The sequence below is a fragment of the Gilvimarinus gilvus genome, from assembly GCF_030518155.1.
Taxonomy (GTDB): Bacteria; Pseudomonadota; Gammaproteobacteria; order Pseudomonadales; family Cellvibrionaceae; genus Gilvimarinus; species Gilvimarinus gilvus.
Genome location: NZ_JAULRU010000570.1, coordinates 70257 through 92034, shown reverse-complemented (window position 1 = coordinate 92034; position 21778 = coordinate 70257). Strand labels below are relative to the sequence as shown.

At 52.3% G+C, this 21778-nt stretch carries 12 protein-coding genes; 1 reads left to right on the top strand and 11 read right to left on the bottom strand.

Features of this window, described 5'->3' with window-relative positions:
- Positions 1–50 precede the first annotated feature (50 nt).
- The 9 genes from QWI17_RS12595 to QWI17_RS12555 form a co-directional block, all read right to left on the bottom strand.
- Positions 51–872, bottom strand: coding sequence for a DUF1961 family protein (locus QWI17_RS12595; RefSeq protein ID WP_302722865.1), 822 nt, complete (start codon positions 870–872; stop codon positions 51–53).
- A 3-nt stretch (positions 873–875) separates the two neighbouring features.
- Positions 876–1190, bottom strand: a complete 315-nt coding sequence (gene rhaM, locus QWI17_RS12590) for an L-rhamnose mutarotase (protein ID WP_302722864.1) — start codon at positions 1188–1190, stop codon at positions 876–878.
- 101 nt (positions 1191–1291) lie between these two features.
- The gene (gene bglB, locus QWI17_RS12585; protein WP_302722863.1) at positions 1292–2398 is read right to left on the bottom strand and encodes a beta-galactosidase BglB; all 1107 of its coding nucleotides are present in this window, start codon (positions 2396–2398) and stop codon (positions 1292–1294) included.
- Between the two features lie 84 nt (positions 2399–2482).
- Positions 2483–5194, bottom strand: a complete 2712-nt coding sequence (locus tag QWI17_RS12580) for an exo-rhamnogalacturonan lyase family protein (protein WP_302722862.1) — start codon at positions 5192–5194, stop codon at positions 2483–2485.
- A gap of 187 nt (positions 5195–5381) precedes the next feature.
- A complete protein-coding gene (locus QWI17_RS12575; RefSeq protein ID WP_302722861.1) occupies positions 5382–7499 on the bottom strand; it encodes a beta-galactosidase in 2118 nt (705 codons plus the stop codon).
- Between the two features lie 101 nt (positions 7500–7600).
- Positions 7601–8896, bottom strand: a complete 1296-nt coding sequence (locus QWI17_RS12570; protein ID WP_302722860.1) for a TRAP transporter large permease — start codon at positions 8894–8896, stop codon at positions 7601–7603.
- Entirely contained in the window at positions 8889–9392 is a 504-nt protein-coding gene (locus QWI17_RS12565; protein WP_302722859.1) for a TRAP transporter small permease, read from the bottom strand. Before QWI17_RS12565 ends, QWI17_RS12570 begins: the two co-directional genes overlap by 8 nt.
- A 48-nt stretch (positions 9393–9440) precedes the next feature.
- On the bottom strand, positions 9441–10466 hold the full coding sequence (locus QWI17_RS12560; RefSeq protein WP_302722858.1) for a TRAP transporter substrate-binding protein: 1026 nt from the start codon (positions 10464–10466) through the stop codon (positions 9441–9443).
- A gap of 418 nt (positions 10467–10884) precedes the next feature.
- Complete coding sequence (locus tag QWI17_RS12555) at positions 10885–14766, bottom strand: rhamnogalacturonan lyase family protein (protein ID WP_302722857.1); 3882 nt, start codon at positions 14764–14766, stop codon at positions 10885–10887.
- 696 nt (positions 14767–15462) lie between these two features.
- Here QWI17_RS12555 and QWI17_RS12550 point away from each other — a divergent pair.
- Positions 15463–18477: a TonB-dependent receptor gene (locus QWI17_RS12550; RefSeq protein WP_302722856.1), complete on the top strand. Its 3015-nt coding sequence runs from the start codon at positions 15463–15465 to the stop codon at positions 18475–18477.
- Positions 18478–18594: 117 nt separating this feature from the next.
- On the opposite strand, the gene QWI17_RS12545 is transcribed toward QWI17_RS12550, so the two are convergent.
- Both QWI17_RS12545 and QWI17_RS12540 read right to left on the bottom strand, forming a co-directional pair.
- Positions 18595–19416, bottom strand: a complete 822-nt coding sequence (locus QWI17_RS12545) for a 3-keto-disaccharide hydrolase (protein ID WP_302722855.1) — start codon at positions 19414–19416, stop codon at positions 18595–18597.
- 364 nt (positions 19417–19780) lie between these two features.
- Positions 19781–21769, bottom strand: a complete 1989-nt coding sequence (locus tag QWI17_RS12540) for a rhamnogalacturonan lyase (RefSeq protein ID WP_302722854.1) — start codon at positions 21767–21769, stop codon at positions 19781–19783.
- Between the last annotated feature and the right edge of the window lie 9 nt (positions 21770–21778).

Genomic DNA, 21778 nt, shown 5'->3' with positions numbered 1-21778 from the left:
GAACACAGTGCCGCGCGAACTGACAAATACCGGTTGTAGATTTGGATCTATTACTGATCAATGGCGCGCACCCGAAAGTTTTGGTAGCGAAAGTGTGTCCACTTCATTTGTCGGAATCCGATTTTGCCGGTGTCCAGTGCGCGCCCCGTATCGACATCGCCCACCACCGGGGTGTCATCGGTGTAATCAATCACCTTTCGGTCGTCCACATAAAGCCGAATCCGGGCGCCCTCTTTTATCAGCGTTACCTCGTGTGGGCGCGTGGACTGCGTCGGTATGCCCACTTCACCTGTCTGCAGTAAACTGAAGGTATTGTTTTTGCGCAAATTGGCATAACCACGGCCCGGGTTGTGGGCGGCATTGGCGTAATAAGAAATGTGGTAACTCGTAATTTCGCCTTGGGTGTACTGAGTAAAGGCGCCATCCCTTGGGGGCAGTTTGGGAGAAAATATATCTTGGCCATCGACGCCGGTAGCCGCAAAAAAGACGATTACCAGCCCCGCTTCCAGGTCCAGATTTTGCGCATCCCACTGGGCAATAAAGTGATCGGGAAAGTCTTGCGGACACCAGAACACATGATGGCCCTGCTCGTCGGGGGACAGCATTTCCATCCAGCCCTGCTCGAAAGAAACTTCACCCGGGCCTTCCATCACCCAATCGGACACGGATTCGCGGCTGGCAAAGTCCGCCCGATAAAGCAACTGGCCAGGCTCTGGCCGGGTGTCGGTTACCGATGTTTGATTGGGCGCTGCTTGGTTGGGTGTTGTTTGGCTGGACGTTGTTGAGCAGCCCGCAACCCACATAAGAGTTAAAGCGAGCAGCAGAAAGCAAAGCCCTTGCGGACGCAAATTGGTGTTATTGCTCACGCCCATGAATTACTCCAGATGAAACACTTTGTTTAACGGTATTGTCACCGGGCTGTTATCGGCCTGCGTTTCCATTATGTCGGACATATAGCGCCACCACTTCTGCACGATCTCGGTTTGCGGAAGCGCATCCATGGTGTGATTATCTTCGCGCTTTAAGACGGCGAATAACTGTAGGGTTTGCGGGTGCAGAAAAATGGAATAATCGGAAACGCCAGCACTACGAAGTTCTCTCTCAAGCTCCGGCCAAATTTCGTCGTGACGTTTTTCGTATTCGCGTTCAAAGCCCGGCTTAAGCTGCATGACCAAAGCGATCTTTTCCATTACTCGCACTCCGGATTAACATGGTTCAGTGGTCGGCGATCAATCAGATCGAGAATCACAACCCCGCCCCACTTTTGCAGGTGCGGCGGGGTAAACATCGATTAGATGTAGTAGTTCATGTATTCCACAAGAAGTAGAATGGCCATGGACTGACCGTAGGGCATGGACGTAAGCGGAATATCCCGATAACCCTGCAGGTCATCGAACACCGGCGTGCCGAAAGAAACCTGCTGCAACTCGCCATCCGCGCTGATGTTATCCAGCACCGCTTTGACCGCCTTGATACCGACCTCTTCGTATTTTTTGTCCAGATAACCTTTGCGGATACCTTTGAGAATGCCGTAGGCAAACCCAGCCGCGGCGGACGCTTCCAGGTAGGAGTCGGGGTCGTCAAGCAATGTGTGCCAGAGGCCATCGCTGTGCTGGGTTTTCTCTAACGCCTTAACCTGCGACTCGAGGGTTTCTTCCAGGAACATGCGCAGGCCATCGGTTTTTTCCAGATCCAGAAGTTCGATAAATTCGGGAATGGCAATGGTGACCCAACTGTTGCCCCTCGCCCACAGAGCGTCGGCAAAGTTATGATTACCATCGAAAGTCCAGCCGTGAAACCAGAGACCGGTTTTGCGATCGGCCAGGTATTTCACGTGCAACATAAATTGACGTTTGGCCTCTTCCACATAATGAGGACGATCCATAACCAAACCGATTTTGGCCAAAGGCATGACGCACATCATCAAGGTATCGTCCCAGAGCTGCTGATAGTTCTCTGAGTTGTAGACGATGTGCTGCAGACCATTTTCGGTGGTGCGCGGCATATCCCGCATCACCCACTCCGACCATACATCCAGGTACGGCAGATGGGAGCGGTCACCGGTGCGCTCGTGCATATAAGCGAGGGTCAAAAAAGGTGAGTAGGTATTGACGTTTTTGGTGGTGGTGCCTTCCTTAAAACGATCACTAAACCAGTCTTCGATAATCTGCCTTGGCTTATCATCGCCGGTGATGTCCCAGTACTTCATCAACCCGTAAAGACCGATACCATGGGTCCACTCCCAACCGGCCCAACCCTTAGTATCAATGACCCGACCGTCTTCCAGCTTGAGCAGGAACTCTCCGGTTTCATCATTAATGTTAACCAGGTTATCAATCAGCTTATCAATGCTGCCCCGGACCGTGGCGTACTCGATGTTGTGTGCAACAGTTGGCATACTCGTTAAAACCTCTAAAGTAGTAATCTATTAAGTCGTATTAAATTAGTGTCAACAGGCCCTAGTGAAAAACCGGCCCGGCGCTTATAAGTCGTTGCCAATGAGCGCCAAATTCTGAATGGCGGCCAAGCCCCACTGGGAGCTGTCGTTGGTGGATAACCAAGGTGCCTCTACCACCGGGTTGAGCACCTGAGGGCCTTTTACATCCAAAATCGCCTGGCGCTCGCCCGTCCACTGCAGAGCGAACTCCTGCGGTAAGCGAAACTCTTTCCAGGCGCGCTTTGCCAGGGCCGAATCTTTGCCCTGCGCCGCCGCATAGGCGGTAAGGCGCGAATGCGGTGCTTCCAAATGTGTTCCGAATGCCCGTCCCACAGCGGCTTGCTTTTCTTCGTCGCTGGCATTGTACAACCGGCAGTAACGCAGCCAGGCGGTTTTGTACTCGGGCACATCCAGCAGTTGAATCAGCTCGGCGTTGATTTCCACCAGTCCGAATACCGCACTGAGGTGTGACACTTGCGCCTCGCGATCAGCGGGCGCCAATAGCTTTTTCGTCTCTGGGTCAAAACCATAGGTGCCCGCGAAAAAACCATCCGGATGGCCGCCGATAGTGCGCATCGCATCCACCAGACGCTGCCGATATCGGTCGTCTCCGGTGCGCTCCCAGGCGGTGAGCCAGTTGGACGCCACCGAACCCCAATCGGTGCCCACCTGCATTCTCTCGGGCCCCGGCACCGGCTCTCGGTTGGAAAGCTTGCGGGTGGGGTCGACTCGGGTCAGAGCTTCGCCGGCGTCGACCACTTCGTTCAGGACATCGCCGGTACGATCATCGCCGGTCAGGAAATAATGAAACCGGCGGTACGCCGCCGTGCTGATCCGCAACTGTTTAGCACTGCAACCCCAGTGCTGTACATTGTGCCGGGTGCCCAGCCCCTTGAAACGGCCCAGGTGATAAATATCAACATCCCGGTTGTGACGCGTCATAGCCTCGGCCAGTCGAAAGGACTGAGCGTCGCCGCTACGCAAAAATGAATACCACAGCCACAAATCGGGCGAGAGTTCGGAATTGTCCCAGGCGTAACCACCGATATCGTAGCGCCACACATGGCGATCGACATCGTAGGTGTGCATGACATCGCCATAGTCCCAAAAGCCATACCAGTGGCGCTGATTTACCTGCTGATGATAGTAATCCAATTGCCAGGCCAAGCGGTCTTCAATCTGTTTTTTCTGCGCGCTGGAGCGATCGGGCAAACTCCACAAGCCACCGAAAACTCCGGTTTTCAGAATATCCTCGGGGGCAGCTACCACTTGTCCCGGTGTGCGAATTTCCCGGGCCCAGTCCACGGTCGCCGAGCGCGAGGGAGTAGCGGCCAATACACACAGTACAAAATCCGTTGTTCTCGCGACACCGTGAGCGGTTCCAAAACCGGGCTCGTAATCTTCATAGGTAATTCGCAGCGCATCCAATTGCTGCTCGTGGGTTTCCTGCCCCAGGCCGTCGTGGTAAAAGCGCACCTCCATGGGAGGCGCCTCTGGCGACCAGAACCACAGTGTCGCTTCGGCCTCATCCAGGCCGGCATTGCGAATATCAATCTGCACCGGATGCAGTTGCCAGAAGTCGCGCATACCAAACAATACGCCCCCGGAAGCGCCGCCCACATAGGCCGCACCCGAGGCTCTGTGGCCCTGATCGGCATTGATCCAGGCATGACCGGCCTTGGTGCGCTTTTTAATGGCAAAACCATTGGCGCTCAATTGCGACAAGGTGAAATCATTCCAAACCGGTACCCAGTGCAGTCGATCGGCGACACCCGGCTCCCACTCATTCAGAGGTGGCGTTTTGCGGCCCGCAATCTGGGCAGCGCGCACAGCCTTACCCGGATCCCGGCGCAAGCCGGTAATACCCTTGGGGGACTCGGCCCACAAACCGTCATTTTCCCCAGCAAAGCGAACGTGACGGTCGTAAAGTTCGTCGCGCTGTACGACGTCAAAACGCAACCCCAAACCGCGAATAAAGTCTTTTTGGTCGTCGCCATCGAAGACGAAACTGTGGCTGACGCGCAGCGATTCGGCACCGCTGTAAAAGTAGAGGCGCAAGGTGAAAGGCAGCCATTCTTTACCCGCCTCAATCTGGTGTACACCTTCAAGCTTAAGCACCGCGCGAACGGGGCCTTCCTGCTCCACGGTGACCCGATCGGTGCGGGACTGGAAAGACGAAACCCGCGAGACCGCTGCGCTTGGGTCTACCTCATCCTGAACCAGCCCCACCATACGGGCGTTTTTCGCCACCACGGCTCCGCCTCGTGACATGGCGCGGATCAGGTACTCACCGGTTTTGGGTATCGAATAAGTGACCAGACCGGTATCCACTTCGATAGTACTGTTTGCGACGCTGACGCGCACCGGATGGTGTGGGGCGGGGGCGGGGCCACTGCCCTTCTCCACCCTAAACTGTTGACCCAGTGTTACACCCGCCGGCACCGCGTGAGCCGTCCATTTGACGCTGCCGTCCGGCCAATAGGCCGTGGGCCAACTCTGCAGGGGAATCGTTTGTCCGTCGCTCGCAATCAAGCGCAACGCTTGATCTGGCGCGAGCTCACCTTGGGACCAGGGCTGACCCCAGGTGGTACCCGCTTTGACATTTGGCTGTTTACCCTCAAGCCAGCTCAGATGCCCGGACTGACGGGCGGGTAAGGCCACTGAAGAGGATGTAGCACAGCCGCTAGGTAAAGCCTGGAGGGTCAAAGGAAGCGAGGCGGCAACACCACCTCTTTTCAGAAATTCACGTCGGTTCATCCGGCCTACTCCAGCGCTACTTTTATCGTTTTTCGACGGCCTGAGGCTGTCTACTGGCAAGATCAGAAACTAGCACAACCGACACATAATGACAACTATTGATTTGTTTTGAATTTTTGTGATTATTTAAGAGGCCAGCCCTACTTCTATGACGGCATGCGGCGCTCCGGGGACGCCGTATTGACCTTTATTGCGGCTTTACAACAGCCCTCCAGCCATAGGCCGGCACGTCAATGCGCGAGCCCCGTAAGCGCGCCCCTGTAGTGGCATCTTGCGCGCCATCGGGAACACCCAGTCGACCGCCCTCGCCATCCATATTGACCGCCACCCACAACGGATTTCCCTGATGATCCACCCGGGGGGAGACCACGGTCCCGGGGCTTACGTTGAAGGGCTCGGTCAGCCCAAGCTCCTGGGCATAGCCGGTGATGAGCTGGTTGAGAAGTTTCTCGCCGGCGTCTCCGGTCGGGTGCGCGGACAACAGAACCACCTTGCCTTTGCCCAGTTTTCTTTCGGTCAGGAATGCGGTGCCCGGAGCCAGTTCGGTTTGCAGGGTTCCGAGCACCCGAGTGTCCGTATGATTTGGCTTAACCGCTGCACACCAGCCGGTGAAATCAAGCACCTGACCATTCGCTTTACCCTGAATGCCGGTATTGGTCAGGGGGAAGACATATTCGGTGGTGACACCGGCCACATCATCGACCATTCCCAGGCCCGAGGTAGTCGGCACCGTGTGCTCGCGCCCACGGATGCCCGTACCCGGCCCCACCAGCCATACGCCACCTGCTTTTACAAACTCAATAACCCGCTGCAAAAATTCTTCACTCACATAAGGCATGGCCGGGGTAACCAGAAATTTCAAACCGTCCAGGGCGGCGCCTTCAAACCGAACCTCGCGGTGGTAGCCCAACTCAAAAATCTTTTTGTGCCACAGCTGCACAACGCCCTGATACTTATCGGGGAATTCTTCGTCCCGATCCATGGGCTCGGTTTCAATCATGGCGCGGGCGTGGTCAGACCAGGTCACCGCAATTTCTGGCACCCAGGGCTTACTTTGCAATAACAGGGGTTCCAGCTTCTGGCGCATCTGTTCTACTTTCTGAACCTGAGAGTAGCCAATCGACGGCTTATACCAACTGCTGAGCACGGCACTGTGACTAATTTCGGCTCCGGTGCGTTGCTGGCGCCATAACCAGTAGCAAAAGCCCTCGCCCCCCATGGCGTACACCAAAGTCGCCTCGGCCGCGAGAAAACCTTCCGGGTGCATGGGGCTATGATTTCCCAACCAACCGTTGTGAGCCACACTGGTTTCCATTAGCCAGTAGGGACGTCCAGGCTTCGCCGCACGATACATATCACTGCGAAACACCAGCGCATCCCACTGTTCGCTCGATGGGTAAGCGTCGTAAGAAGCGAAATCCAAATTCTCGAACAGACGTTCGTGGTTAACCGAAAACATCGGGTTGGTATTGTGAGTAATCGGGTGCTCAGAGTACTTTCTGATAATCGCACACTGCTGATCCGAAAACTCTGCAATGCGCTCGCGGTTAAACATTCGATAGGCTGTGCTCAGCGAGGCATTGTGTAAAAACGGGGTTTTGAACGGTGCGGGAACCTGCTCAAAGGATTGATAGTAGGTGCTCCATATGTGGGTGCCCCACTCTTTGTTCAGCCGATCAATGGTACCGAAGCGATCCTTTAGCCAGCGATGCCAGGAGGCAACGGCCGCCGGACTAAAATCTTCAGCCACGTGGCACTTTAATTCGTTGTCAATTTGCCAACCGATCAGTGCGGGATGATCACCGAGGTCGCGGGCAATGGCATCGATAATACGAAAACAGGCCTCGCGCACGACCGGATGCTCGTAGCTGACGTGTTGCCGGGCTCCGTGAATAAGCCGTTCACCGTCAGAATTTACAAACAGGCGCTCCGGGTGACCATGAGTCAGCCAAACCGGCGGCGTTGGAGTGGGGGTACAAAAGACCACGGAGATTCCAGCCTCGTGATATTTGTCCATCACCTCGCGAAAAAATCGGGTGGATATTTTGCCCTCTTCCGGCTCCATGCTCGACCAGGCGAACTCACCAATGCGAATCAGGTTAATACCCAGCTTTTTCATTTCCACAATGTCGCGGTCCACATCTTCCGCCGGCCACAGCTCCGGGTAGTAGCAGACGCCGTGTACTAACTTGCGCATTTGATATGGCGGCGCAACAGAACCGCCGCCCTGAGTTTGAGTGCCGCTGGCGTAAATGTAAGAGGATCCTGTTGCCGCCAAGCCCGTCGCGGAAGCCATCAGCTTCATGGCGTTTCGTCTCGATATCTGCATTTTATTGTTCTCTCACTGGTGGTCATTGTCTTAGCAAGGTCTTGTGGAAATGTGCTTGCCGGTTCAATTAAGCGCAGCTACAAATCCAACAACCTTGGTAAAAACAGGGTAATCTGTGGAAACAGAGCAATTAGAATCAAAGCCAAAACAATGACCCCATAGAACGGCAAAAGAGAGGGAAGAATTTTCTCGACTTTCTCATTGGCCACGCTGGCCCCAACGTATAACCCACTGCCTACAGGCGGTGTGATAGTGCCAATACACAAGTTGTAAACCATCAAGATGCCAAAGTGCACCGGGTCTACACCAATCTTTAAGGCAATGGGTAAAAGAATCGGCGTAAAAATCAAAATCGCCGGACCAATATCCATAAAGGTGCCAATCAGCAATAAGAAGACGGTTATAACCAGCAGCACGGTAACGGGATTATCGGACAGGCCGAGAATAATGCTGCTGATCAAATCGGGCAGACCTGTAATGGCCATAGCGAAGGACATGACTGAAGAGGTTCCCAACAAAAACATGATGATGCCGCTCATCACCAGAGATTGAATAAGAATATCCCGCAGGTCATTCAACGACACCGAGCGATACACAACCATGGTAAGAAAAGCCGTGTAGACGACGGCAACGGCTGAGGCCTCAATCGCGGTAAACACGCCCCCTATGATGCCCACCACAACCACAATAATCAGTAGCAAGCTGGGAAGCGCTTCTAACGTGACTCGCAAAGCGGTTCCTTTTTCCACCAATCGTTCCGAACGGTACCCGCGGCGGCGGGCAATAAAATAAGTCACAACCATGCAACCGCCGCCCCAAAGCAAACCGGCGATCAAGCCGCCGGCAAACAGCGCCGCAATCGAAGTGCCGCCACTGGCCAACGCATATAAAATAAACGCCGTTGTGGGAGGAATCAGCATACCGGTAGGAGCCGAGGCAATATTAACAGCCGCGGCGAAGGAATTTTTGTACCCTTCTTTTTTACTCATGGGCACCATAACACCACCAATGGAGGTAGAGGCAGCAATAGCGGAACCTGATATGGCACCGAACATCATGTTCCCGGCAATATTGGTATGAGACAAGGAACCGGGGATCTGCCCACTAAACAACTTGGCAAAATTGACCAAGCGCATGGCAATGCCGCCGGAATTCATAATCACGCCAGACAGAATAAAAAAAGGAACCGCTAACAGAGAAAAACTATCCAGGCTGGAAAATATCTTTTGCGACGTCGTAAACAGTGCAACATCCATCGGCAACACTAAAGCAATGGTAATCACCGATGACACTGCAATACAAATACCGATAGGAATGCCCAGCACCAGCAACAGCGCGAAAGAAGCCATTAACACAAAAGCTGCATCAAGCATCTTGGGCTCCCTCCTCAGACGGCTCAATTTCACCCGTAAACAATTGTATGCAATTCAACAGGCTGTACATCGCTAAAAATCCACCTGCGATCGGCAGCGCTAAATAGACATAGCCCATTGCCAGGCCGAGCGATGGAGAAATTTGATTCATGGTAATACTGCTCGCGTGATAGCCGCCCTGGACCAACACAAAAACTGCGAACGCCAAAAATGCCAGCTCGATTAAAATTTGCCAATAACGTTGCATTTGCTCGGAGGCTTTATCCGAAAACAATGTAAATCTAACGTGCTTGCGCAGGCCCACAACATAGGCCATGGTGAGCATAGATACCCAGACCAAGGAAAAACGGAGAAACTCTTCCGAGTAGGTACTCGGAACGTCCAGCAAATACCGACTGACAATCTGCCAGCACGTCATGGCGACCATGGCCAATAACCAAGCACTACACACCGCCACGATTGTTCGGTCGAGCATTTTTCGAACCAGATTAATCATAGGTTACTCCGATCTACTACCAAGCTATGCCACAGACTGAGCCAGAGCTCAGTCGCCCATCGCCCGTACGTCAAGGTAGAGTTGATGTTGTTTGGGATAGGGCTTTAAGCCTTCATAGATGGGCTGAACCGCCTCGACAAAAGGCTTGCGATCAACCTTATAGAAAGTCACCCCGAATTCATCCACAGCCATTTTGCGAGTCGCTTCGATTGACTCGCCCCAGGCCCGCTTTTGAAATTCAATAGACTCCTCCATGGCCTCATAAACCGCGGCCACCTGATCATCGGTCAGTTTTTCCAGCGTTTTATTGCTGATCAAAACCACGTCCGGGATACGAGTGTGCATGGTATAAGTATAGTGTTTAGCAATTTCAGCGTGGCGGGCGATGGTCAAAGCGAATTCGTTATTCTCGGCCCCGTCCAAAATACCCTGCTGCATAGCGGTGTACACCTCCGCCTGGCCCATGGCCACCGGCGTAGCACCGAGAAGACGCATCATTTCGATTGCCGCCTCACTTTGCATGACCCTGAGCTTCCGCCCGGCCAAATCCTCCACCGAACGAACAGGACGATCCTTGACATAAACACTGCGTGAACCTGAGTCGTAATAGCCCATGCCCACAAATCCGTTTTGCTGAGTAGACTCATAGATCGGCGCCATGATTTTGGGGCTGTCCATGACACGGTAGAAGTGCTCGGTATCGTCAAAAAGAAACGGCATCGAGAAGACACCGTATATAGGCGAAAAACTTTCCATTAAGCCGGCTGACACTTTGGTAATGTCGATGGCGCCAACTTGCAACAGCTCTACCAGTTCGCGCTCACCGCCGAGCTGGCTGTCTGGAAAAAAACGGACAGTCACCGCCCCGTCAGTTTTCTTTTCTATTCTCTCACCAAGTAATTGCAACGCATCGATGACGGGCTGACTGTTTTGCGCGTAGGCGACAAAAAGAGTCGTTCCCCGATTGGTACTCGAAACCACCGCAGTGTAAACAATGTATGCGACCGTCACTGCAATGACAGCGCCTGCGCTCAGCACTTTCAGTGCATGGGGCCACTTCGGAAAAGCCCTCATTATTATTCTCCTACCATTGCAAGCCGGCGAACCCACTTAAGTGAACGGGAACATTTTTATCATGTTACGTCATGTACGATCATTTTCAGCCAAGTATAACCCACGGAATAATCAAATGAAATACAAAAGGATGGGAGCTTATTTAAATTAAGCATCAAATAACGTAAAGGCAAAACGACACTTGCTTAGTGACCGGAAGCAAAGAAAATACTGCACTAGGCGCAAAGGGTTTTTCCGGACTTATAAAAGATGAAATCGTATTTTAAAAGCCTATAGAAAATTACCGGCGGTCTGTCTCGCAAGCCTTTTGCGCTGCCCCTCTACGCAATTGAATATTATCGTACAGACAAAAAAGCCAGGCGTAAGCCTGGCTTTTTTGTCTAACAGGTTGGGGTTCATTCACCCCGCAACCCAATGCTTACGGTGTGCAAGCAATCCCCTGCGGAGCACCGTCTGTTGTCAAGGCATCGATAAACAGGTAGTCGACGTTACCCAAACCACCGCCAGAACCGGCACGCAGTTTGATGTCCGTTTCGCCCGATTCAAGCTCAACATCAACGTGCGTTTCCATCCAAACATCCCAACCACTGGTGCTTTCCATATCGATTGTCGCAGCCCCTATCTGACTGTTGATATCGACAAGAGCGAAGCGGTTGTCACCAGCGCCATTGGCGTAGCGCAGCAGTAAGCGATAAGTACCGGCTTCCTGAATATTTACCTTGTAGGAAACAAACTCACCTTCGGCATTATCCGTGTTAGAGAAACCATCGCCCTCATAGCCTGCCCAGTTGCTTTCAATGGCACCGTTCGATATCTCGCAATAGCCATCCTCGTTTTCGTTAATGGTCAAACTGGTCGAGGTTGGGTTCGCTTCATACACGATCTCACCCAGAGGCTGGCCGGTTATAACCTCGCCATCCGCCATAGTAACGCGCATCATGTACCAGTAGGTTTGCCCTTCTACAAGGCCGTCGTACTCGCCGAACACACCGCGAGGCTCGAGCCCTTCAGAAGCAACCACGATAGCGCCCATATCCGAGGCTTCAGTGTTACGAAGAAGCTCGATTTGGCTAAGCTCACCCTGGAAATTTTCCAGATTCCAGTCGATGCGAATCCCACCATCTTCCAGACGGGTAATCAGATTGGTTTCCGGCTCAGGTAACTCAAACAACACTTCACCCTCTGGATCGGTATTGATCACAGTGCTATCAGCTAGCGTCACCTCAAACGAATACCAGTAAGTTTCGCCCTCGATGAAACCGTTGTCGCCGCCCGTGTCACGCAGACGACCATCGCTGCTGCGCACGTCCGCGCTCACCAGAGTTCTGCCGCTTAACGAGTCACTGGTGTTACGGTACAGGTCAACGCTGACAATACTCTGTCCAAAATTCCAAAGCTCCCATGTCAGATTAATTGTACCCAGTTCAGTATCTAGCCCGGCAGAAAGGTTGGTCAAGTTGCTCTCGAGCCCGTTACCGAATGGCCCTACGATCTCATTGCTAGCGACCTGCTTGAACATATACCAGTAGCCTTGCCCCTCTGCGAAACCACCCTCGGGCCCGACATCGTCAAAACAGCCATTATAGATGGTTGCCGGATCACTGTTGGGAAAGATCCGAGAGCGGCCACCGGCCTGATTTCGGTCATTGCGGTAGAGTTCGTTATAGGTAGCGCCCGGCTCGACGTTTTCGAGATTCCAGCAAACGGTAAGAATGCCGTTTTGATAGGTGGCATCAAGATTTGTCTTGGCAACAATCAAATTCTCGCCAAACACCGGATCGGCCACAATGGAGTCCCCCGCAGCCGTAACCAGTTCAACCCAGTAATAGTACTTATGCCCCTCCTCGGTACCGGCATCACTCCAAGTTCTGGCTTTGCCATTCACTCGCGCATAAGAAGACGCAGGCTTATTGGGCACCATGCCGAACTCTTCGGTCTGAGCTCGATAAATATAGACATCACTCAGATTGAGACTTGTGACCCAGGTCAGATCCACATAGTTATCCAGACTCGCTACGGCAACCCGTGGAATAAGCGTGGAGGTCATTCGGGCGGCATAGGCACCATCCAACCCGGCAACGTCGGCCTCAACCCAATAGTAATAGGTCACATCCGGAACGGCAGACTCGTCGACAAAAGACGTCTGACCACCTTCGAGCATGCCCACTTGTGCCGCGGCGTCGCGATCATTGACTTCAGCCCGGAAAATAGTAGCCGAGCCAAGTTCGGCGCTACCAGGGAAAACTTTGACCAGAATATTGTCGTTATTACCTTGTGCGGTAACTCCGGTTGCCATCTGACCGTTAACGGCCTGTGTTTTAAATTGAGGCAACTCTTTGATGACATGATCATACAACTCCATGTCCGAACCCATATAAAAGCTTGGGTGCGGCGGCTGGTTGTAGCCAACATTCTGCCAGGCGATAGCCGTACGATACTGCCGATCGTGCATCAGTGTCGGCAACCTAACGTCGGTAGGAATGTTACTTGAGTAGACCATCAAGCGGGTACTGGCCTCATTGGCGAACACCATTTCCTCGCGCCAGTCTCCAAGAATATCCGCAGACAATGAAGGCGTGGCCTTTGTACCATTATTAGACACAGCCAAACCATTGGAGAAGGTGCCGGCGTTAAACAAAGCGTCTTTTTCAACCAGAAGCGATTCCGAATTCCACTTAGTCACTTCGGTTCCGTCCAACATTTCCCGATTAAGATCACCGTCCCACCACACCATAAAATTCATGGCGGGCTTGTTTTCAGAAATGATCGAGCCGTCGGCCGCCATCAAACCACCGCGCGAGCCCCAGCTTTCGAGACCCGGATAGTTTGGATCGATATCGCCGGTAACACCACGACCGACATCGTCACCTTCGCCGTTACTCGGCTGCGAGATCAGAATTTCACCGGTTGCGGCATCATGCACTTCAACACCAAAATTACCTTCTTCGGTAATGTAGGACGTAGAACTTTCGTGCACCATAAAAATTTCCAGGCCTGCATTGCCCGGAATAATATCGGCCACATGAAGCGCATCGCCGTGACCCAGCCCAGTGCTATAAAGCGCCGTACCGTCATTATCCAACGTGGCGGCACCAAAGATAATTTCGTCTTTACCATCGCTGTCAACATCGGCAATACTCAGGCTATGCGCTCCCTGACCGGCCAAGCTGGCCGCTGAGTCATCCTCATTAGAATCGTAAACCCAATTTTGGATAAGGTTGTTGCCGTCAAAATTATAGGTCGCCACAACCGAACGCGTGTAGTAGCCGCGCGACATTACCAGACTTGGTGTTTTGCCGTCTAAATAAGCAACACCCGCCAAAAAGCGATCGACTCGGTTGCCGTAATCGTCACCCCAAATAGCATTAATGTCGTCGCCGCGCGGTGGATTGTAATCCACAGTGCTTAACGCCTCACCAGAAATACCTTCAAATATGGTTAGGAATTCGGGGCCGTCCAGCACGTACCCGCTATCATTGCGATAGTCAGCCTCGGCATCACCAATGACGGTACCTCGACCATCAACGGTGCCGTCCGCCGTTTTCATAGCAACTTCCGCCTGGCCGTCCTGGTTAAAGTCGTAGGCGATAAACTGAGTGTAGTGAGCGCCCGCGCGAATATTGGGGCCTAGATTGATGCGCCACAGAAGTTCACCTTCCAGGGTATACGCGTCGATAAGCACGTCACCGGTCTTGCCGCCCTGAGAGTTGTCTTTAGCGTTATCCGGCTCCCACTTTAGAATGAGCTCGTACTGACCATCACCGTTTAAGTCAGCTGCAGAAGCGTCATTGGCGATATAGCTGTACTCGACGCCATCGACAAAACCGTTTGCCGGCTTATTCAATGGTATGTCCAGATAAGGACCTTCTTGGACCTGAACTATATCTGAAGAGTCCTTCTCTTCGCCGTCAACCAGAGCGACCACACGGTAGCTGTCTCCAGCCTCGCCGTTAATATCTTCTAAGAAAGTCGGCTCACCGGGCCGAACTGTCCTGAAGAACTCATCGTTCTTATAAACTTCAAACCGAATTCGTTGCTCATCGAGACCCGACCAGCGCCAGCTGAGAACATTGCCTCCATCTTCGGCGGGCATAGCGACCAGCCCCCGGTCTAAATACTGAACGTTAGAGCCGCCACTGGTATCGCGCTCGGCATCCTCCGCGGGAGGCGCCTGATACGGCTCGGCGGGTGTGTAATCGTCACTACCGCAGCCGGCGAGCACGGCGGTGAACGCCAGTGTCACAAACGGTGCTGCCGAAGTGTAACGTTTGCCTTTGAAATACCTTCCGTCTTTTCTCATTATGCTGTCTCCGAAAGTGATTCTAAGAAAGTGATGTTAGAGCTAAGCCTGAAAACCATGTGGCGATGAATCCGATTTATTTTTATAAATGGTAAATAGCAACGATCTTAATCATTTATAATTATTTTCGCACTAAGAATTAGCCACCAACAATCACATTACATCAGGTTCGATCACGATTCTAGTGTTTTTTGGCTGTAGTTTCCAACACTCTTCAGCAAAATCAATCTATAGGCTCTCTTTAACCCGCACCATCTGGCAATTGCGGAGCACTACAAGCAAAGCGATATCCGGGCATATCCCACGACTGCAAGCTCTAACGCAATGTGACCAAGTGCCCGCCAACTTCGACCTCCGTTAAGCCTCAATACACCAGCAATACCAGGTCAAAGGCTCTACAGGGCATGAATTCACTAGCGCGCGCACTTATGGTCAATACAACCTTTTGAAAATATCGTTCTCCATGATTACCACTCATACCTTTTTCGACGAACAATGCGTGCATTGTTTCCCCACGACCACAAAACTGTTACCAATCGTTACCGATCATCGCGCACCGTTACCCTTGAAGCTTCGCGTTCATTTATGGCTGCATTTTATTGAATTTGACATTTTTTGGTTATAACATGGCCTCTGTTAGAAAAGTCACTATTCAATAAAATTTCCACTTACTAACAATTAGGGCGGGACTTCATAATGAATAATTACAATCAGTCTAATAACCTTGACTGCATCAACTCAGAGTTTTCTCTGTTTAAAAAGAATTCGTTGGCCAAACGTATAACGTCCATATTGGCGGGCGCCGCAATTGGCACACTTGCTGCCACCCATGCATATGCGCAAGAAGATCAGGCCCAACCTCAAGCAGAGGAGAGTGAAAACTTCCAACTCGAAGAAGTAATTATCACCGGGATTCGCCATAGTTATACCAGCGCCCTGGATCGAAAAAGAGAAGCCGGCACTATGATGGATTCCATCGTTGCCGAAGATATTAGTGAGTTCCCCGATAAAAATATTGGTGAAGCACTGCAACGGATATCGGGCATCCAACTTGAACGCGACATGGGTGAAGGTACCTCTGTAAGCGTTCGCGGTGTCGAATCTGGTTTGGTACGCGTTGAATTAAATGGTGTAACCGCCATGGGTATGGGCGGCAGCCGCAGCGTCGATTTCCGGGATATGGCCTCAGAGCTGGTCAAATCCATCGATGTCTATAAAGGTTCCGAGGCCCGCCTCACCGAGGGTGGCGTGGGTGGTACCATCCAAATTAACACTCGCAAGCCCAATGAATTCGACGAAAACTTTCTGTCAATCAATGGGGAAGCCCAGTACAACACGATGATTGATGAGGTAATGCCCAAGTATAATTTGACGGGCGTCTATAAAGTTACCGATAAGTTTGGCGTATTAGTCAACATTACCGGATCCGAAGTACACACCATGCTAAACGGCCTGCGCAATACCAACTGGCAGAAGTATCACGACGTTGACATGGACCCCAATAAAACCTCCATAGATCAACTGTACGCAGACTACTCTAGCCAACAAGAGTGTATGAACGCCGGACTCGATGCAGCGGGGGAAACAGCGTGTCTGGAGCAGTGGTACGAGTACAGCCCAAGCACACCTCGCTACAGCATCTGGGGCCGCGAAGAGGATCGCTTATCCGCAAACATTGAGTTGCAATATCAACTTACCGACCACTGGTCTTTCGACGTATCTTACACCGACAGTAGCCGTCATAAGGTTGCCACCGACCGCAATTTTCAAGTTGAAGTGGGCTCAGCATTCAATTTAGACAGCGCCGTGGTCGATGGGGACAAAAACGTTGTGCAGTTCGTCACCAATGGCGTAAACGCGGCGGGAACACCGATTGGTGCCACAATTAGAAATCGGACGTTGAACTTTGATTGGGACCAAGAACGTGAGGTAATGCACGCTGGCTTTGATTACATCAATGACAATTGGAAAATTGATGGTTATATCGCGCGATCATCAACCTTTGAGGACATTGATTCTCGCGACACCCAATCGGCACAGAACAATGTCGGCGGTATTGTGGTCACCCAAGTCGGCGAACTGCCGGAAATTGATTTCACAGATGCTTACATCATCAATCAAAACGATGAAAACGACACGTTCGACACCTTCAATTACAACGATGGTACGCAGTACACCTCTCTGGATCGCTTTAAGTACTCGCCATATCAGAACGAGGCCTCCGAAAACATTGCTCAGGTTGATTTGATCTACAGCCCCGAAGACTCATTCTTTAAGGCATACCGCACCGGTTTTATCGCCACCGACCAAGATTTTGCCAACAATTCTTGGGGCTACAACCTCATGCAGACCGTTGGCAATCCATATACAGTCGATGGGGAAACCAGAGTCTGGACCCAGGACGATCATGAAGCCGTATTAGTCGACAACCGCTTCGCTACCGATATGTTTTTCCGCGACTACGACCTGGACGTAGACGTTATCGAAAGCTATATGGCGATTGATACTGACCCCTATTTAAACACCCTGCTTGAGCGCAGTGGTTACAGCTCCGCCGAGGCTGCACGCGGCAACTTGCAACCCATTGACAGCCGCTACAATATCAACGTTCAGACTCAGTCCGCTTACGTTCAGGCAGATTTTGAAACCGACATCGGCAGCATGATTCTGCGCGGTAATTTTGGTGTTCGCGTAGCGCGCACTGAGACGGCTTCGGAAGGCTTCACCCGCATCCGCGTGCTGGTGGAACAGACCGACGAAAGTGGCAACCCCATCTACGGACCCAACGGCGAAGACCTAGCGGGGGTTGAAGATCCCGATGATCCGCGCGCGTTTGAGGGGCGTCAAACCGTCGAAGAGGACTTTGTTGACGTTCTTCCCAGCCTGAACCTGACACTGGAAATGATGGAAGGGCTTGAGGCATACGTAGGTGTGGCGAAGGTAATGGCCCGTCCAAATATTAACGACCTTAACATCAACGCCGATTGTACCTTGCGCGACTATCCGCTCGCCGTAGATCAGATGACCCCCAACACCTGCACCGCAGGCAACCCGGATCTGGACCCTTACCGAGCCACTCAGGGCGAAGTCGCACTGACCTGGTATCCGAATGACGCGTCAATTTTGTCCGCCGCCTACTTCGTCAAAGATATCACCAGTTATATCTTTGGCGCGGAAACGCAGCAAGATGTTGACTTCTTTAACGATGGCACTGTTTGGGATGTTCGGCAGCAAGTGAACAAAGAAGGTATCACGACCAAAGGCTTTGAGATTCAGGCCTCTACTTTCTTTGACTTTTTGCCCGGCTTTCTCAGCAACACCGGTGCAAAAGCAAACTACACCTATATAACGGCTGATAACGTTGACGACTTCAACCCGCTGACAGGCGAACAAATGCCACTACGCGGTCAGTCAGAGAACTCCTATAACCTGGAAGCTTTCTACGAGGATGAATCCTGGAGCATCAAACTGGCCTATAACTATCGTGATGAATTCTATTCACGAGTATTTGATGGCCTACCCGTTTTTGTTGATGCCAGCGGTTACATCGACGGTAAGATTGCCTACACATTAAACGAAAATCTGAAATTCTACGTGGATGCCCGAAACCTGGGCCGCGAAGTTAAACTGGAAACCTCAGGCCCCGGACGGACCAATGACCTGCAGTGGTCTGGCCGTGCATTCTCGCTAGGTTTCACCTATAGAATGTAATTATCGCAGCCTCACAAAGGCGCCGCGAGGTGCCTTTGACTACCGAAAAAGCCTCGGCACTCATACCGGGGCTTTTTCATAGAGGGAGACTAGCCGTCTGCAAAAACCTAATAGGTTTTATTCAAACTGCTTAATTTTTATATCCCGGAACTCAACGCCCTGCCCCTCAGACTGCAGCGCAATATAGCCTTCTTTTAACGGCTGTCCCTCAACCCAAACTTTTGGATCAAACCCGCTCACGACGCCGCCACCGATCTGGGGATTGGTATATTCCAGGACTTGTTTTCCATTCACTTTATGTACGACCCGGGAGTCGCCATAAACAATAAGCTCACCCATAACCCACTCGCCCGGCGGGTAGGTAGCAGAAGACGAATTGATACAGTGGCGCTCATCAAGCCTGCCCTTATAAAACACATCAGTGCCGGGGGAGCACATATTCCCGGTGGGCCGGGGTTTTCCGTCGCCCCTCTCTGCCAGCATTTGATATTCAATGGAGATTGGCCAGTCTTGCTCTTTCAGAATTGTATCGGGCCCCTGTGAATGAAACATAACCCCACTGTTGCGATAAGCATAGCTCGGTGCATCGTCAAGCCACTGTTCGGTAAAACGATACTCGAATTTCAGATGATAAGATGAAAAAGGCTGTTGATAAAAAATGTGACCAAAACGGTCGCCGAATCCGTCGTAGTCATCGTAATTGACCTGGATAACACCATCGACAACCCGAAACGTATTCGCATAATTTTCGCCAACTTCGTGACGGTGAATTTTTACGACCCAACCATCAAGATCCTCGCCGTTAAACAGGGACTTCCAATCGTCACTCTCAGAGGAGATATCATTAGAGCTGTATGAAATCATACTCGCACAACACATCAACCCTACAGAAAAACTCGTCGCCCATCGCACCGGGCCTTTAGTTTTTAATCGCGGCATATAGCCTCCACTGTTGCGTAATACCAAAATTGAACAATCGATCAACTGCCCGCCCGGCTTCTATCAACACCCATCTATCACCCCCCATCTATCGCTACTCGGCCCGCGACTGCGATATAGCATCGCTATACGCACGTTTTGCTGTTAGAAGCCCTACAGGCCGAGCTGGTGCGCAGCCCGTGCCCCATAATTGGATTCTAATGCTTGAGTTTACGCCACTATTTCCGAGGGCCGGTTTTTCTCTTGATCAACACCATACCAGCTTCTCAAGCAATTGATGCATAGCTTGTCCAGACATGCAAAAACCGGCTCCAATGGAGCCGGTTATTTAATGGAGGCTCTTTGATCGAACCGGTAGCAAACACTAATGTTTTAGGCTATCCACCTTCGCGCCAACATCATAATCCAAATGCGGAGGCTGATTGTAGGAAGTATTCTGCCAGGCCACCGACAAACGATACTGAGCGTTATGCATCAGCGTTGTCAGGCTGATATCGCTGGCAGTGGGCGTGGAGTAGATGCGTAGAGCCTGGTTATCCTCGGTGCGGAAGATGACCTCTTCGCGCCAGTCGCCCAAAATATCGGCGGCCAATGCGGGATTAGCCTTAGTACCATTGTTGGACTTGGTGCCTTCGGTCTGCAAAATAGGTTCGGATGAGCCGGTGTTCCAATTCCACTTGTAAATAGTGGTACCGTCTAACAGTTCGCGCAGTGAATCGCCGTCCCACCAAATGGCGAAGTTAACCTGAGGCGGCCTTTGGGCAGAGACGGCTTCACCTTTTATATTAAACAACTCCGGCGCGTTTAAGGCCCAGACTTCCGCCCCCGGATACCGGGGGTCAATGTCGGCGGCCAGGCCCCTGCCATTGTCTTTCTCGGCGCTCATGCTCCACAGCACAGTACCATCTTCCGCATCGATCAGTGCAGAACCAATACCGCCATTACGACGAACCGATTCGTACACACCGAACAATTCCAGCCCGGGCCGCGTTGGGTCCAGATCGGAGACATGCATGGCGTCACCGTGCCCCAGTGCCGCTGTCCACTTGGGCGAGCCGTCATGATCGAGGGTCATGGCGCCGTAGACAATTTCATCTTTACCGTCACGATCAACATCGGCGACCGACAACTGATGGTTACCCTGGCCCCCGAAATTTTCCGGTACACCTTCGACCGCTGAGTCAAACACCCAACGGGGCGAAATGGCGCCATCACTGAAGTCGTAGGCGGCGATCACACTGCGTTCGTAGTAGCCTCGGGCCATCACCGCACTGGGACGCTCGCCATCCAGATAAGCGACGCCGGCCAGGTAGCGCTCGGAGCGGTTGGCATAGCCATCGCCCCAGATTTTTTTCATCTGTTCGGGGCTGGGGTTGTCATTACCGGGCGCTCTTTGGGGAATGTAGGCAACGGTATCCAACTCGCGGCCCGTGGCGCCTTCAAATACCGAGAAGTACTCAGGCCCATTCAGAATGCGCCCCTTAAGATTGCCAATGTAGCGTCCATCTGAAGTCACCTCTGAGCCTGTGCGATCGCGAACCTGCTGCTTTTTCTCACCCGATACCCAGTTGGCCTCGGGATCGCCGATGATACCGCCCTGGCCGTCTACTGTGCCGTCGGCGGTTTTCATGGCGATTTCCGAGCGACCGTCGCCGTCAAAGTCGTACACCATAAACTGGGTATAGTGAGCGCCCGCGCGAATATTGCGCCCCATATCAATGCGCCATAGTCTCTCCCCCTCAAGGGTGTATGCATCAATCAGAGCATTGCCGGTGTAACCGCTCTGAGAGTTGTCTTTGGCATTGGTGGGGTCCCACTTAAGAATAATCTCGTAACGCCCATCGCCGTCCAAATCGCCGACACTCGCATCATTGGCGGTATAGGAGTAACGCTCGCCGTCGGGAGTCACTCCGCCCTGCGGCTGATCAAGGGGCAGAGTGAGATAGGGAGTGTCCCACGCAGTTACACTGGCCAACACCCGCTCGCCCGAGCGCAGCTCATACTCGGCGCCAGTGTCGCCCTGTCGATCCAAAAAATTGGTTCTTTGCGAAACGAACTGATTGGATAAGAGCTCACCGTTACGGTACAAAACAAGCGATAACTGATCCGAATCACGTTGTAGCTTTCGCCAGGAGACCAAAACGCCCTCTTCGGCCGGAACGGCGATCAACCCGCGATCCAGTTGTTCAAGTTGACGGGCGCCGGCGTCAGTCTTCTTTATATTACTTTGGTTTTCTGCCGGCTCGGGCTCCGAGCTGCAAGCGGCTATCGCCAGTGACAAAGCGCAGAGCAGAGCACTCGCCCCTTTACGTTTTATCACCGTTTGCAAAGACAGATGTTCGCGGATTCTCATTATGTTTAT

Bases quoted from the DNA above. Each gene is read 5' to 3' on its own strand.
- QWI17_RS12595 (WP_302722865.1), bottom strand. From the start codon at position 872: ATGGGCGTGAGCAATAACACCAATTTGCGTCCGCAAGGGCTTTGCTTT.
- rhaM (WP_302722864.1), bottom strand. From the start codon at position 1,190: ATGGAAAAGATCGCTTTGGTCATGCAGCTTAAGCCGGGCTTTGAACGC.
- bglB (WP_302722863.1), bottom strand. From the start codon at position 2,398: ATGCCAACTGTTGCACACAACATCGAGTACGCCACGGTCCGGGGCAGC.
- QWI17_RS12580 (WP_302722862.1), bottom strand. From the start codon at position 5,194: ATGAACCGACGTGAATTTCTGAAAAGAGGTGGTGTTGCCGCCTCGCTT.
- QWI17_RS12575 (WP_302722861.1), bottom strand. From the start codon at position 7,499: ATGAAGCTGATGGCTTCCGCGACGGGCTTGGCGGCAACAGGATCCTCT.
- QWI17_RS12570 (WP_302722860.1), bottom strand. From the start codon at position 8,896: ATGCTTGATGCAGCTTTTGTGTTAATGGCTTCTTTCGCGCTGTTGCTG.
- QWI17_RS12565 (WP_302722859.1), bottom strand. From the start codon at position 9,392: ATGATTAATCTGGTTCGAAAAATGCTCGACCGAACAATCGTGGCGGTG.
- QWI17_RS12560 (WP_302722858.1), bottom strand. From the start codon at position 10,466: ATGAGGGCTTTTCCGAAGTGGCCCCATGCACTGAAAGTGCTGAGCGCA.
- QWI17_RS12555 (WP_302722857.1), bottom strand. From the start codon at position 14,766: ATGAGAAAAGACGGAAGGTATTTCAAAGGCAAACGTTACACTTCGGCA.
- QWI17_RS12550 (WP_302722856.1), top strand. From the start codon at position 15,463: ATGAATAATTACAATCAGTCTAATAACCTTGACTGCATCAACTCAGAG.
- QWI17_RS12545 (WP_302722855.1), bottom strand. From the start codon at position 19,416: ATGCCGCGATTAAAAACTAAAGGCCCGGTGCGATGGGCGACGAGTTTT.
- QWI17_RS12540 (WP_302722854.1), bottom strand. From the start codon at position 21,769: ATGAGAATCCGCGAACATCTGTCTTTGCAAACGGTGATAAAACGTAAA.